This is a genomic window from Enterobacter sp. UPMP2060, assembly GCF_053709655.1.
This window is the reverse complement of record NZ_JBSKJQ010000003.1, coordinates 243,250-257,271: the sequence shown is the minus strand read 5'-3', so window position 1 is coordinate 257,271 and position 14,022 is coordinate 243,250. Positions and strand designations below refer to the sequence as shown.

The window sequence follows — 14,022 nt, the reverse complement described above, 5'->3', positions numbered from 1 at the left end:
TATTTGAAAGTGATGGTGGTGGGGGAAGGATTCGAACCTTCGAAGTCGATGACGGCAGATTTACAGTCTGCTCCCTTTGGCCGCTCGGGAACCCCACCAGGGGTAATTCAAATTTTGAGGTCGTGCTGAGAGATGGTGGTGGGGGAAGGATTCGAACCTTCGAAGTCGATGACGGCAGATTTACAGTCTGCTCCCTTTGGCCGCTCGGGAACCCCACCACGGGGTAATGCTTTTTACTGGCCTGCTTCCTGCTGGAAGCGGGGCGCATCATATCAAATGAGGCGCCCCTGTAAAGCATTCCTTTAGGTAAATGAAGCTGTTTGCCTGCTTTTTATCCGTAAAGGCGCAAAGCTAATCAATTCATTTTCTGAAAGATTAAAGAATGATGGTTCTGTTGCCGTAGACAAAGACACGCTGCGCCAGCACCTGATACAGCGCACGACTGAGCACGTTCTTCTCAACGTCACGCCCTGCACGCATCATGTCCTCGGCCGTGTAGGTGTGGTCCACGTGAATCACGTCCTGCATGATGATTGGACCTTCGTCCAGGTTGTCATTCACATAGTGCGCGGTCGCACCGATGATCTTCACGCCGCGCTCGTAGGCCTGGTGGTAGGGACGCGCACCAATAAAGGCCGGCAGGAACGAGTGGTGAATGTTGATGATCTTGTTCGGGAAACGCGCCACGAAGGATGGCGTTAACACGCGCATGTATTTCGCCAGCACCACGTAGTCCGGGTTATGCGCTTCAATGGCCTGCGCCATCAGATCGTCGTGTTCTTCACGGGTATGGCCTTCGTGGCTCACCAGCTCGAACGGAATATCAAAACGCTCGACCAGCGTGCGCAGCGTCTCATGGTTGCCAATAACGGCAGCTATTTCCACGTCCAGACCGCCGTAGTTTGCTTTCATCAGCAGGTCGCCCAGACAGTGTGCTTCTTTGGTCACCAGGATCACGATGCGGCGTCGACCGGCTGGGGTCAGCTCGCGCACGGAACCTTCCGGAAGCGCGCTGTCGAGATCGGCAAGCAGGGTGGTGTCGTTGAAAATACCTTCGAGTTCGGTACGCATAAAGAAGCGGCCGGTACGGTGGTCAACGAACTCGTTGTTCTGCACGATATTCAGTTCATGTTTGTAGCAAATGTTGGTAATTCGTGCGATCAGTCCTTTTTGATCGGGACAGATGGTGCGCAGAACTTTACGTTGTAATGATTGCATCGCCGGGAAATCCTGTTTGTATTTGCGAAGTCTGGGTTGTCAGGCATTACTGCCCGCAACACTTTTTAAATTTTTTACCTGAACCACACGGGCAGGGATCGTTACGACCAAACTGTGGGCGCGTTCCGTCAATATAATACCACTGCCCGCTTTCCTTTAAGAACCGGGAACGCTCGATAATGGCACCTGGTTTATTATTCTCGGTAAAACGAGCAACAAAGCTGACGTAACCTTCATCCACATGACTGCCCGTTGAGGATTCATAGACGGTGAGGCCGAGCCACTGCGTGTTCGCGAAGCCGGCTTCGATGTCTTGTCTGAATTCGGCAGCATGGCAGGAGGGATGCCAGGTTTTAATCAGGTAGTCTGCGTCTTTGATCACAAAAGCGGTGTAACGTGAACGCATGAGGTGTGACGGGTCTGGTGCAACCTGATCGCCAGACAGATATCGCTGGCAACATAGGCTATACTCCAGAGCGCTACCACAAGGGCAGAGTTGAGACACGATTCTCTTCCTGGAACAAATAATAAAGGCGTAAAACGCTTCGGGTAGCACTATGTTAACTGAGCTGTTGCGTTGACGCTATGTCAGGAATCCAGGGGAAGTAAAACAGGGCTAATGAGAAAGGTTAAAATTGGACTGGCGCTGGGCTCAGGTGCAGCCCGGGGATGGTCACACATCGGCGTGATTAATGCCTTAAACAAGATGGGCATTAACGTAGATATTGTCGCAGGTTGTTCAATAGGATCGCTTGTCGGCTCCGCCTACGCGTGCGGGAAGCTTCCGGAACTCGAGACCTGGGTGCGTTCCTTCAGTTACTGGGACGTCCTGCGTCTGATGGACCTCTCGTGGCAGCGTGGTGGGCTGTTGCGCGGCGAACGTGTCTTTAACCAGTTCCGCCAGGTTATGCCTCTCGAAGACTTCACTGATTGTCAGATGCCCTTTGGCGCCGTCGCGACGAACCTCAGCACGGGACGCGAACTCTGGCTAACCGAAGGGGATATCCATCTTGCCGTGCGCGCCTCCTGCAGCATGCCGGGGCTTATGGCGCCTGTCCCACACAACGGTTACTGGCTTGTCGACGGTGGCGTTGTAAACCCGGTTCCCATCTCTCTGACCCGTGCAATGGGGGCGGATATCGTAATTGCCGTCGACCTGCAGCACGACGCCCACCTGATGCAACAGGACCTCATGCCGGTCAATCTCCAGAGCGAAGATGCCGAGGGCGAGAAACTGGCCTGGCATGAGCGCCTGCGCGGTAGAATCGGGCGTATGGCCGCGCGACGCTCGGTTGCCGCGCCGACGGCGATAGAAATCATGACCACGTCAATCCAGGTACTGGAGAATCGCCTTAAGCGCAATCGTATGGCAGGCGATCCGCCAGATATTCTTATTCAGCCTTACTGTCCGCAAATCTCTACTCTTGATTTCCATCGGGCTGAGGCCGCCATCGCAGCGGGCTCGTTAGCCGTCGAAAAGAAAATGGACGAATTGTTGCCTTTTGTGCAAACAGCACGTTAAGCACCTTTTTTTGACTACTTCAGCAAAATCTGACAGGCGATAGTGCCGATCGCATGCCACTATTTAGTTACTGTCAGCCAGGGGAGGAACCATGACGCAGCCATTGGCCGGAAAACACATTTTGATTGTTGAAGACGAGCCCGTTTTCCGATCGCTACTGGATTCGTGGTTATCCTCGCTGGGAGCAATCACTTCACTGGCTGAAGATGGTATAGACGCCCTGGAAAAAATGATCAGCATTACGCCCGATTTAATGATTTGCGACATTGAGATGCCGCGCATGAATGGGCTGAAGCTGGTTGAACATCTGCGTAACGAAGGCAACCAGACGCCGATTCTGGTGATCTCTGCCACAGAGAATATGGCGGATATCGCCAAAGCATTGCGACTCGGTGTCCAGGATATTCTGCTTAAACCGGTCAAGGATCTGAACAGGCTGCGAGAAACGGTCTTAGCGTGCCTGTATCCGAATATGTTTAATTCCCGGGTAGAGGAAGAGGAGCGTCTTTTCCAGGACTGGGATGCCCTGGTGAGTGATCCTCCTGCTGCGGCGAAACTGTTGCAAGAACTTCAGCCACCCGTACAGCAAACTATTTCGCACTGCCGCGTAAATTATCGTCAGCTGGTGGCGGCTGATCAGCCGGGACTGGTACTGGATATCGCACCTTTATCTGATTCCGACCTTGCGTTTTATTCTCTGGATGTCACCCGGGCAGGGGATAATGGCGTATTAGCCGCGTTACTTCTTCGTGCGCTTTTTAATGGTTTGCTGCAGGAACAGTTATCGCATCAGGGACAACGGCTGCCGGAGTTAGGCAGTTTGCTCAAACAGGTAAACCAGCTTTTTCGCCAGGCTAATTTGCCCGGACAGTTCCCGCTGCTGGTCGGCTATTACCACAGCGGTTTAAAGAATCTGATCCTCGTTTCAGCAGGTCTCAACGCTTCACTGAATACCGGTGAACATCATATTCAGGTGAGTAACGGCGTTCCGCTTGGGACATTGGGTACGGCGTATCTTAATCAAATTAGCCACCGCTGTTCCTCCTGGCAGTGCCAAATTTGGGGCGCCGGGGGACGGCTACGCTTAATGTTGTCCACGGAATAAGCAATTGGATCTTAATTTTAAGATTGCTTTACCTGTGTTTTACGGGGAGTGCTACTATCGCTGCCCAGATTCATGCGTATTTGTCCTAATTGATCGGCAACGCGTTCTTTTCAGACCCGGACTGCGGGGTGAGGCTGATATACTCAACGCGTTATTTATTGCATAAAAGTTCAAAACTTGAACAGCTCAGGAGAATTTGAATGGCTGCCCTAAATTCGAAAGTCAGAAAGGCCGTCATCCCGGTAGCGGGATTGGGGACCAGGATGTTACCAGCAACTAAGGCAATTCCTAAAGAGATGCTGCCTCTGGTTGATAAGCCATTAATCCAGTATGTCGTTAATGAATGTATCGCAGCCGGCATCACTGAAATTGTGCTGGTTACGCATTCATCAAAAAACTCTATCGAAAACCATTTCGATACAAGCTTTGAACTTGAAGCCATGCTGGAAAAACGTGTTAAGCGTCAGCTGTTAGAAGAAGTTCAGTCTATTTGCCCGCCTCACGTTACCATTATGCAGGTTCGTCAGGGCCTGGCTAAAGGTTTGGGCCACGCTGTGATGTGTGCACATCCTGTTGTAGGTGATGAGCCTGTAGCGGTAATTCTGCCTGACGTAATTCTGGACGAATACGAATCCGATCTTTCTCAGGATAACCTGGCAGAGATGATCAAACGTTTCGACGAAACCGGTAGCAGCCAGATTATGGTTGAGCCTGTTGAAGACGTGACGGCATACGGTGTGGTTGACTGCAAAGGCGTTAACCTTGAGCCGGGCGAAAGCGTGCCAATGGTTGGCGTGGTAGAGAAGCCTAAAGCCGACGTAGCGCCTTCAAACCTGGCTGTTGTAGGTCGCTATGTTCTGAGCGCTGAAATCTGGCCTCTGCTGGCGAAAACGCCTCCAGGAGCGGGTGATGAGATTCAGCTGACGGATGCCATTGATATGCTGATCGAGAAAGAGACCGTCGAGGCTTACCATATGAAAGGTAAGAGCCATGACTGCGGTAATAAGCTTGGTTATATGCAGGCGTTTGTTGAATATGGTATTCGCCACAATACTCTTGGTGAAGAATTTAAAACCTGGCTCAAAGAGAGCGTAGGTATTAAGAAATAAGCCACGGGTACATATGTCCGAAACCGGTGAGGCGCTGCCCACCGGTTTTTTTATGCCCTAAACACTTCTGAAACCTGTCTCTAAGTACAGTTATTAAAATTGCCAAATAATGCTTTATGACAGAGTGTAAGGGGATGTTTGCGACAAATTTAGGTTAAAAAAAATCCCGCATTACGCGGGATTTTTCTGAATACGGCTGGATTAATCCTTGATCAGGAAGTCGTCCAGCTGTTTACCTTGTTCGTCCATGGCTTTCTTGATAACAGCAGGAGTGCGGCCCTGGCCAGTCCAGGTTTTAGTTTCGCCGTTCTCGTCAACGTAGCTATATTTAGCAGGACGAGCAGCACGCTTGGCTTTAGTACCAGTTTTAGCTGCAGCCATGCTGTTCAGCAATTCATTTGGATCGATACCATCAGCAATCAGCATTTCACGATATTGCTGCAGTTTACGAGTACGTTCTTCGATTTCAGCAGCAGCTGCGCTTTCTTCTTCACGACGTTCATTAACTACAACTTCTAATTTTTCCAGCATTTCTTCAAGCGTTTCGAGGGTGCATTCTCTTGCCTGCGCACGAAGAGTACGGATGTTGTTCAGAATTTTAAGTGCTTCGCTCATTGTAGTAATCTCAAACTTATAATGGGGGGTGGTTTGTTGACCTAATAATAGAGCCATAAATTCAGTTGTGCAATAGCCAGGAATGTAAGGAATTCAAAAAATACTAAATAATGCCGCTATTATTAATTACGCTAACTTAAATTTCATCACCCAACAGTCTCGTTTGTTATCAGCTAACCCGGCTGGACCCGGTCGATTGCCTCTTTTTTTTGTGACATTTACCGCAGGAATTATAGTTGCGGCGGAGAAATATCAGCCTTTTGTATTAGTTCCCCACCGTGATGTTAAGACTGAAATAGTTAATAAATAGTGAATTTTAATGAACAGCGATTCCACTATAAAAAGCAGTGTTATGTTTGGCTAAACATATAACATATTGGCCAGGCTGAAGGAGTTTACTTCATGTTTTAGCGGGTTATTTTCATGAAAAGAAGGTTGTGAACTCCGCGCTGAAACGCTTCCTCTGTGTGCTACATCGCTGATGACCAGACAAATTATGGTACAATGAATCATCGGGAATATTACACATTGAATAGGGTTTTACGGCCAATGGCACAACTTTATTTCTACTATTCGGCAATGAATGCCGGGAAATCCACCGCGTTGCTGCAATCCTCGTACAATTACCAGGAGCGCGGGATGCGTACCGTTGTTTATACGGCTGAAATTGACGATCGCTTTGGCGCAGGGAAGGTGAGCTCCAGAATAGGGCTCTCGTCGCCTGCCAGACTGTTTAACCCTAAAACCGATCTATATGAGGACATTCGTACAGAACATGCTTTGCAGCCCATTCACTGTGTTCTGGTAGATGAGAGCCAGTTTCTGACGCGTGAACAGGTTCATGCCCTTTCAGAGGTGGTTGATGAGCTCGATATTCCCGTGCTGTGTTACGGCCTGCGTACGGATTTCCGCGGTGAGCTCTTTGCTGGTAGCCAGTATTTGCTTGCCTGGTCGGATAAGCTTGTCGAATTGAAAACAATCTGCTTCTGCGGTCGAAAAGCCAGCATGGTGCTTCGTCTTGACCAGGCCGGGAAACCTTATGCAGATGGCGAGCAGGTGGTTATAGGCGGTAATGAACGCTATGTTTCAGTCTGTCGTAAGCATTATAAAGAAGCGTTGTCTGTAGGCTCGCTGACGGCGATTCAACACGACAACAGGAAATAACGCCAGCCTTGTTATACAGACATAAAAAAAACCCGCCATAAAGGCGGGTTTTTTCTTCTGCTTTCAATTAAGCGCTTTTCTTCGCTTTCTTGTCAGCTTTGATGACAGGAACTTCTGTTTTCACAGCGGCAACGTCACCTTCTTTGAACTCACGACCGTAGAAGGTATCCAGCAGAATCTGTTTCAGCTCGGAGATCAGTGGGTAGCGCGGGTTAGCACCAGTACACTGGTCATCGAATGCATCTTCAGACAGCTTATCTACGTGAGCGAGGAAGTCAGCTTCCTGAACGCCTGCTTCACGGATAGATTTTGGAATACCCAGCTCAGCTTTCAGGCTTTCCAGCCATGCCAGCAGTTTCTCAATCTTCGCAGCAGTGCGGTCACCCGGTGCGCTCAGACCAAGGTGGTCTGCGATTTCAGCGTAACGACGGCGCGCTTGCGGACGGTCGTACTGGCTGAAAGCAGTCTGCTTGGTTGGGTTGTCGTTAGCGTTATAACGGATAACGTTGCTGATCAACAGGGCGTTCGCCAGACCGTGAGGAATGTGGAACTGAGAACCCAGCTTGTGCGCCATAGAGTGGCAAACACCCAGGAAGGCGTTCGCAAACGCAATACCGGCGATGGTTGCTGCACTGTGAACGCGTTCACGTGCTACTGGGTTTTTAGACCCTTCGTTGTAGGACGCTGGCAGGTTTTCCTTCAGCAGTTTCAGCGCCTGCAGAGCCTGACCGTCAGAGAACTCAGATGCCAGCACAGAAACGTAAGCTTCCAGGGCGTGAGTGACCGCATCCAGACCACCGAACGCACACAGTGATTTCGGCATCTCCATGACCAGGTTCGCATCAACGATAGCCATGTCTGGGGTCAGTGCATAGTCAGCCAGTGGGTATTTCTGACCTGTTGCATCGTCCGTTACTACTGCGAATGGCGTAACTTCTGAACCGGTACCGGAAGTGGTGGTTACCGCGATCATTTTCGCTTTTACGCCCATTTTCGGGAACTTGTAGATACGTTTACGGATGTCCATAAAGCGCAACGCCAGTTCTTCGAAGTGGGTTTCAGGATGCTCGTACATGACCCACATGATTTTCGCGGCGTCCATTGGGGAACCGCCACCCAGAGCGATAATCACATCTGGTTTGAAGGAGTTAGCCAGTTCAGCACCTTTACGTACCACGCTCAGGGTAGGGTCAGCTTCAACTTCAAAGAACACTTCAGTTTCAACGCCAGCCGCTTTCAGTACAGAGGTGATCTGGTCAGCGTAGCCGTTGTTGAACAGGAAACGGTCAGTCACGATGAGCGCACGTTTGTGGCCATCAGTAATCACTTCATCCAGCGCGATTGGCAGAGAGCCACGGCGGAAGTAGATAGATTTCGGAAGTTTGTGCCACAACATGTTTTCAGCTCGCTTAGCAACGGTTTTCTTGTTGATCAGGTGTTTTGGACCAACGTTTTCAGAGATGGAGTTACCACCCCAGGAACCACAACCCAGAGTCAGGGAAGGTGCGAGTTTAAAGTTGTACAGGTCACCGATACCACCCTGAGAAGCAGGGGTGTTAATCAGGATACGTGCAGTTTTCATCATCTGACCGAAGTGGGCAACGCGTTCTGGCTGGTTGTCCTGGTCGGTGTACAGACAAGACGTGTGACCGATACCGCCCATGGCAACCAGTTTCTCGGCTTTCTCTACCGCGTCTTCGAAATCTTTCGCACGGTACATGGCAAGCGTTGGAGACAGTTTTTCATGTGCAAACGGCTCGCTTTCGTCAACAACTTTCACTTCACCGATCAAGATTTTGGTTGTTGCCGGAACGGTAAAGCCTGCGAGTTCAGCAATTTTATATGCCGGCTGACCCACGATAGCGGCGTTCAGTGCGCCATTTTTCAGAATAATGTCCTGAACTGCTTTCAGCTCTTTGCCCTGCAGCAGGTAGCCGCCGTGGCTGGCGAAACGTTCACGAACAGCGTCGTACACGGAATCAACAACAACAACAGACTGTTCAGATGCACAGATCACGCCGTTATCGAAGGTTTTAGACATCAGTACAGACGCAACGGCACGTTTGATGTCAGCAGTTTCGTCGATAACAACAGGGGTGTTACCGGCGCCCACACCGATCGCTGGTTTACCGGAGCTGTATGCGGCTTTAACCATGCCAGGACCACCGGTCGCCAGGATCAGGTTAATGTCCGGGTGATGCATCAGCGCATTGGAGAGCTCAACAGAAGGTTGGTCGATCCAGCCGATCAGATCTTTTGGTGCGCCAGCAGCGATCGCCGCCTGCAGGACGATATCCGCAGCTTTGTTGGTCGCGTCTTTCGCACGTGGGTGTGGAGAGAAGATGATTGCGTTACGGGTCTTCAGGCTAATCAGTGATTTGAAGATAGCCGTAGACGTTGGGTTAGTTGTCGGAACAATACCGCAGATGATGCCGATAGGTTCAGCGATGGTGATGGTACCGAAGGTGTCGTCTTCGGACAGCACGCCACAGGTTTTCTCATCTTTATAGGCGTTGTAGATATACTCGGAAGCAAAGTGGTTTTTGATCACTTTATCTTCCACGATACCCATGCCGGATTCGGCAACGGCCATTTTAGCGAGAGGGATTCGAGCATCTGCAGCAGCCAGTGCGGCCGCGCGGAAGATTTTATCAACCTGTTCTTGGGTGAAATTGGCATATTCACGCTGGGCTTTTTTAACGCGCTCGACGAGGGCGTTCAGTTCAGCGATATTAGTAACAGCCATAATGCTCTCCTGATAATGTTTAAACTCTTTTAGTAAACCAGCGCTCGATACGTCACACAGTATAGACAGAGCCGATACGACTTGCGTAACACAAAGTAAAACAAAGAGTTACTTTCTGCGTCAGCACACTAATTTACTAAAAGAGCCTTACCTTAGCATCATCCCTTTTTGTCAGGTGATCTCCCTGGGGGCGTAACCAAGATTACTCACTTCTGAGTACGGAAATCATGATCTGCGTCAATTTTCCCCCAAGCTGATACCTTTCAGCAGGGTTATTTCGTTGAGATTTTTCAAGTGTTAAATAATTACGTAAGTAATGGAAGCGACGCTATCATTGATTATACATATGTTTAACATCCTGAAATGATAACGTTTTTCCACAGATTTCGAGTGAAGTATGCTAATAAAAAGGGTATCTTCAGCGCGATTTCTCATGACAAAGTGTCAGTCCCGGGCATGTGTATAAGCGGAGCAAAACGTGATCCAAACGCTCTTTGATTTTCCAACGTATTTTAAATTTTTTATTGGTTTGTTTGCCCTGGTCAACCCGGTGGGGATCATTCCTGTCTTTATTAGTATGACGAGTTACCAGACGGCGGCGGCGAGGAATAAGACCAACCTCACCGCTAACCTGTCAGTGGCTATCATATTGCTCACCTCCCTTTTTCTTGGGGACGCCATTCTCCAGCTCTTCGGCATTTCGATTGACTCTTTCCGCATAGCGGGTGGTATCCTGGTCGTGACCATCGCGATGTCCATGATCAGCGGTAAGCTGGGCGAGGATAAACAGAACAAGCAGGAGAAGTCAGAAACAGCTATCCGCGAGAGTATTGGCGTGGTGCCGCTGGCCTTACCGCTCATGGCTGGCCCTGGCGCCATCAGTTCAACCATTGTCTGGGGCACGCGTTACCATAGCCTGATGCACCTGATTGGCTTTTCCGTTGCCATTGCGCTTTTCGCACTCTGCTGTTGGGGAGTATTCCGCATGGCGCCCTGGCTGGTGCGCCTGCTGGGGCAGACGGGCATTAACGTCATAACGCGTATTATGGGTCTGCTGTTGATGGCGTTAGGGATAGAATTCATCGTTACAGGAATTAAAAGCATTTTCCCCGGTTTGCTGCACTGATATTTCGTATGAAAGAACGGAGCCACGGCTCCGTTTTTTTACGTCATTATCAGTAAATCCTATAACTAAAGTTGAAATGCTCACATATCATAATAAATTCTACTAATAATGTTCATTGCTTGTATTTCAATGAGTTATTAATTCCCGCCAAACCCGCCTGCGCAGAAAACCTTCGATCGATCTGTTATTTTACTCACATGATACTCTGGGGCTTGCTGAGAGATAACCGAAATGATATTAGTAAATTCAACATTCCCCTAGATGAATGTGCTAAATAATAACCAGTTGTTAAATTTTTGTGCAAAATCACTCGATGATAGCGCAGCGACGCGCGTGTAGAGAAAATTTTCTCTATCTTATTGAATATCATGATCTTTAAGTGGTGTTCGATGTCCGGCAGGGCTGCCCTCAACGATGAGGTACTCACCGTAAAAGAGAATTGCTTAACAAATTTGCAAAATGTATTGGCGCGCGTTTACGCCATTTGATACTTTCCGGCCTAATATTTTGCAGCATAAAACAAGCAGATGAGAATTATTTTCATATAGTTCTCTTCTCAGATATCCAGTGCAGGTCTCAAACAGGGGAGGCCTGTAAAGAATCGACGCAAGACGGCCATACGAGCGGTCAGTAATAAAAAAGTCGGTGATAGCAAGCAGTAAAAGAAGAACCTGACAGCAGCAAAAAAAACTCCTGCGCTGTACAGGCCCCAAAAGGGGATTACACAGCTGGCGAAGGCCAGTCATTATAATGAGTGGAGTACCAACACAATGTCCATCATCACAAAAAAAAATCTGGTAGCGGCGGGGATTTTAACTGCGCTAATCGCGGGCAACGCTGCAATGGCTGCGGACGTTCCTGCAGGTGTTCAACTGGCGGAGAAACAGACGCTGGTGCGTAACAACGGTGCGGAAGTTCAGTCTCTTGACCCGCACAAAATTGAAGGTGTTCCTGAGTCTAACGTTAACCGCGACCTGTTCGAAGGCCTGCTGGTGACAGACGTAGACGGCCACCCGGCGCCGGGTGTTGCAGAAAAATGGGAAAACAAAGATTTCAAAGTCTGGACCTTCCATCTGCGTAAAGATGCGAAATGGTCCGACGGTACACCGGTCACGGCCGAAGATTTCGTTTATAGCTGGCAGCGTCTGGCGAATCCAACCACCGCCTCTCCGTATGCGAGCTACCTGCAATATGGCCACATCGCCAATATTGATGACATCATCGCGGGCAAAAAACCTGTTACCGACCTGGGCGTAAAAGCGATCGATGCCAATACCTTTGAAGTGACGTTGAGCGAACCTGTTCCGTACTTCTATAAGCTGCTGGTTCACCCGTCCGTCTCCCCGGTACCAAAATCCGCCGTGGAAAAATTTGGTGAGAAATGGACGCAGCCTGCCAATATCGTGACCAACGGTGCCTATAAGCTGAAAGACTGGGTGGTCAACGAACGTATGGTGCTTGACCGTAACCCGCAGTATTGGGATAACGCGAAAACCGTTATTGACCAGGTGACCTACCTGCCAATTTCGTCCGAAGTGACTGACGTTAACCGCTATCGCAGCGGTGAAATCGACATGACCTATAACAACATGCCGATTGAACTGTTCCAGAAACTGAAAAAAGAGATCCCTAAAGAAGTTCACGTCGATCCGTACCTGTGCACCTATTACTACGAAATTAACAACCAGAAAGCACCGTTTACCGACGTACGTGTTCGTACCGCGCTGAAGCTGGCACTGGATCGCGATATCATCGTGAACAAAGTGAAAAACCAGGGCGATCTGCCGGCGTACAGCTATACCCCTCCATACACCGATGGCGCAAAACTGACCGAGCCAGAGTGGTTCAAACAGACTCAGGAACAGCGTAACGCAGAAGCGAAGAAACTGCTGGCCGAAGCGGGCTACACCGCAGATAAGCCGCTGACCTTCAGCCTGTTGTACAACACTTCCGATCTGCACAAAAAACTGGCTATCGCCGTTGCCTCAATCTGGAAAAAGAACCTGGGCGCGAACGTGAAGCTGGAAAACCAGGAGTGGAAAACCTTCCTCGACAGCCGTCATCAGGGCACCTTTGATGTGGCACGAGCTGGCTGGTGTGCGGACTATAACGAACCGACCTCCTTCCTGAACACCATGCTGAGCGACAGCTCGAACAACACCGCGCACTATAAGAGCCCGGCGTTCGACAAGCTGATTGGCGACACGCTGAAAACCACTGACGAAGCGCAGCGTACAGAACTGTACTCTAAAGCCGAGCAGCAGCTGGATAAAGATTCCGCGATCGTTCCGGTTTACTACTACGTTAACGCCCGTCTGGTGAAACCGTGGGTAGGTGGATATACCGGTAAAGACCCGATGGATAATATCTACGTTAAAAACTTGTATATTATCAAGCATTAATGGCAATGAGTGGGGCGGGCATGCTCGCCCCACGGTGTCTAACCAACGTCACATAATATAGGCACACGCCAGAAGGTACGGGCAATGTTGAAATTTATCCTACGTCGCTGTCTTGAAGCGATTCCAACGCTATTTATTCTCATCACGATTTCCTTCTTCATGATGCGTCTTGCGCCGGGCAGTCCATTTACCGGTGAGCGTACGCTGCCGCCTGAAGTCATGGCGAATATCGAAGCGAAATACCACTTAAACGATCCAATCTCCACCCAGTACTTCAATTACCTGAAGCAGCTGGCCCACGGTGATTTTGGACCGTCATTTAAATATAAAGACTATTCCGTTAACGACCTGGTCGCGTCCAGCTTCCCGGTTTCGGCTAAGTTGGGTGCTGCGGCATTTATTCTGGCCATCGTTTTCGGGGTCACCGCAGGCGTCATCGCCGCGCTCAGACAAAATACCAAATGGGATTATGCCGTAATGGGGGTGGCAATGACCGGGGTAGTGATACCCAGCTTCGTTGTCGCGCCATTACTGGTGATGATATTTGCCATCACGCTGAAGTGGCTGCCTGGCGGCGGCTGGAACGGCGGGGCACTGAAGTTCATGATTTTGCCGATGGTGGCATTATCTCTGGCGTACATCGCCAGTATCGCGCGTATCACCCGTGGTTCAATGATCGAAGTGCTGCACTCGAACTTCATTCGTACCGCGCGCGCTAAAGGGCTGCCGATGCGTCGGATTATCTTCCGCCACGCGCTCAAACCGGCGCTGTTGCCCGTGCTTTCCTACATGGGACCGGCATTCGTCGGGATCATCACTGGCTCTATGGTTATCGAAACAATCTACGGCCTGCCCGGCATTGGTCAGCTGTTCGTTAACGGCGCGCTCAACCGCGACTATTCGCTGGTGCTGAGCCTGACCATTCTCGTCGGTGCGCTGACCATTCTCTTTAACGCTATCGTCGATGTGCTGTATGCCGTCATCGATCCGAAAATTCGTTACTAACGCTGGAGCA

The 14,022-nt window shown here is 49.9% G+C and carries 11 protein-coding genes and 2 tRNA genes; 7 read left to right on the top strand and 6 right to left on the bottom strand.

The features are described 5' to 3' along the window. Positions 1-13: 13 nt before the first annotated feature. From ACWKXN_RS10205 to ACWKXN_RS10190, 4 genes are all read right to left on the bottom strand, one after another. A tRNA-Tyr gene (locus ACWKXN_RS10205) sits at positions 14-98 on the bottom strand. A 35-nt stretch (positions 99-133) separates the two neighbouring features. After that, positions 134-218 (bottom strand) — tRNA-Tyr (locus ACWKXN_RS10200). A 157-nt stretch (positions 219-375) separates the two neighbouring features. Beyond that, positions 376-1,218, bottom strand: coding sequence for a formyltetrahydrofolate deformylase (purU, locus tag ACWKXN_RS10195; RefSeq protein WP_023312104.1), 843 nt, complete (start codon positions 1,216-1,218; stop codon positions 376-378). 46 nt (positions 1,219-1,264) lie between these two features. Further along, positions 1,265-1,723: a YchJ family protein gene (locus ACWKXN_RS10190; RefSeq protein ID WP_045888025.1), complete on the bottom strand. Its 459-nt coding sequence runs from the start codon at positions 1,721-1,723 to the stop codon at positions 1,265-1,267. 114 nt (positions 1,724-1,837) lie between these two features. Here ACWKXN_RS10190 and rssA point away from each other — a divergent pair, with 114 nt between their 5' ends. From rssA to galU, 3 genes are all read left to right on the top strand, one after another. Continuing rightward, positions 1,838-2,740 (top strand): patatin-like phospholipase RssA, encoded by a 903-nt coding sequence (gene rssA, locus ACWKXN_RS10185; RefSeq protein ID WP_023312102.1) that lies wholly within the window; start codon positions 1,838-1,840, stop codon positions 2,738-2,740. 91 nt (positions 2,741-2,831) lie between these two features. Continuing rightward, a complete protein-coding gene (gene rssB / locus ACWKXN_RS10180; RefSeq protein ID WP_033145760.1) occupies positions 2,832-3,845 on the top strand; it encodes a two-component system response regulator RssB in 1,014 nt (337 codons plus the stop codon). 200 nt (positions 3,846-4,045) lie between these two features. Next, positions 4,046-4,954, top strand: coding sequence for a UTP--glucose-1-phosphate uridylyltransferase GalU (galU, locus tag ACWKXN_RS10175; RefSeq protein ID WP_008502780.1), 909 nt, complete (start codon positions 4,046-4,048; stop codon positions 4,952-4,954). Between the two features lie 201 nt (positions 4,955-5,155). On the opposite strand, the gene hns is transcribed toward galU, so the two are convergent. After that, on the bottom strand, positions 5,156-5,569 hold the full coding sequence (gene hns, locus ACWKXN_RS10170; protein WP_008502781.1) for a histone-like nucleoid-structuring protein H-NS: 414 nt from the start codon (positions 5,567-5,569) through the stop codon (positions 5,156-5,158). A 549-nt stretch (positions 5,570-6,118) separates the two neighbouring features. On the opposite strand from hns, the gene tdk reads away from it, so the two are divergent. Continuing rightward, a complete protein-coding gene (tdk, locus tag ACWKXN_RS10165) occupies positions 6,119-6,733 on the top strand; it encodes a thymidine kinase (RefSeq protein WP_033145758.1) in 615 nt (204 codons plus the stop codon). 67 nt (positions 6,734-6,800) lie between these two features. Here tdk and adhE read toward each other — a convergent pair whose 3' ends face one another. Then, positions 6,801-9,479, bottom strand: a complete 2,679-nt coding sequence (adhE, locus tag ACWKXN_RS10160) for a bifunctional acetaldehyde-CoA/alcohol dehydrogenase (protein ID WP_023312099.1) — start codon at positions 9,477-9,479, stop codon at positions 6,801-6,803. Positions 9,480-9,957: 478 nt separating this feature from the next. Here adhE and ACWKXN_RS10155 point away from each other — a divergent pair, with 478 nt between their 5' ends. From ACWKXN_RS10155 to oppB, 3 genes are all read left to right on the top strand, one after another. After that, on the top strand, positions 9,958-10,605 hold the full coding sequence (locus ACWKXN_RS10155; RefSeq protein ID WP_023312098.1) for a YchE family NAAT transporter: 648 nt from the start codon (positions 9,958-9,960) through the stop codon (positions 10,603-10,605). Between the two features lie 770 nt (positions 10,606-11,375). Continuing rightward, positions 11,376-13,007 (top strand): oligopeptide ABC transporter substrate-binding protein OppA, encoded by a 1,632-nt coding sequence (gene oppA / locus ACWKXN_RS10150; protein WP_033145757.1) that lies wholly within the window; start codon positions 11,376-11,378, stop codon positions 13,005-13,007. Positions 13,008-13,091: 84 nt separating this feature from the next. Then, positions 13,092-14,012, top strand: a complete 921-nt coding sequence (oppB, locus tag ACWKXN_RS10145; RefSeq protein ID WP_008502786.1) for an oligopeptide ABC transporter permease OppB — start codon at positions 13,092-13,094, stop codon at positions 14,010-14,012. Positions 14,013-14,022: the final 10 nt, after the last annotated feature.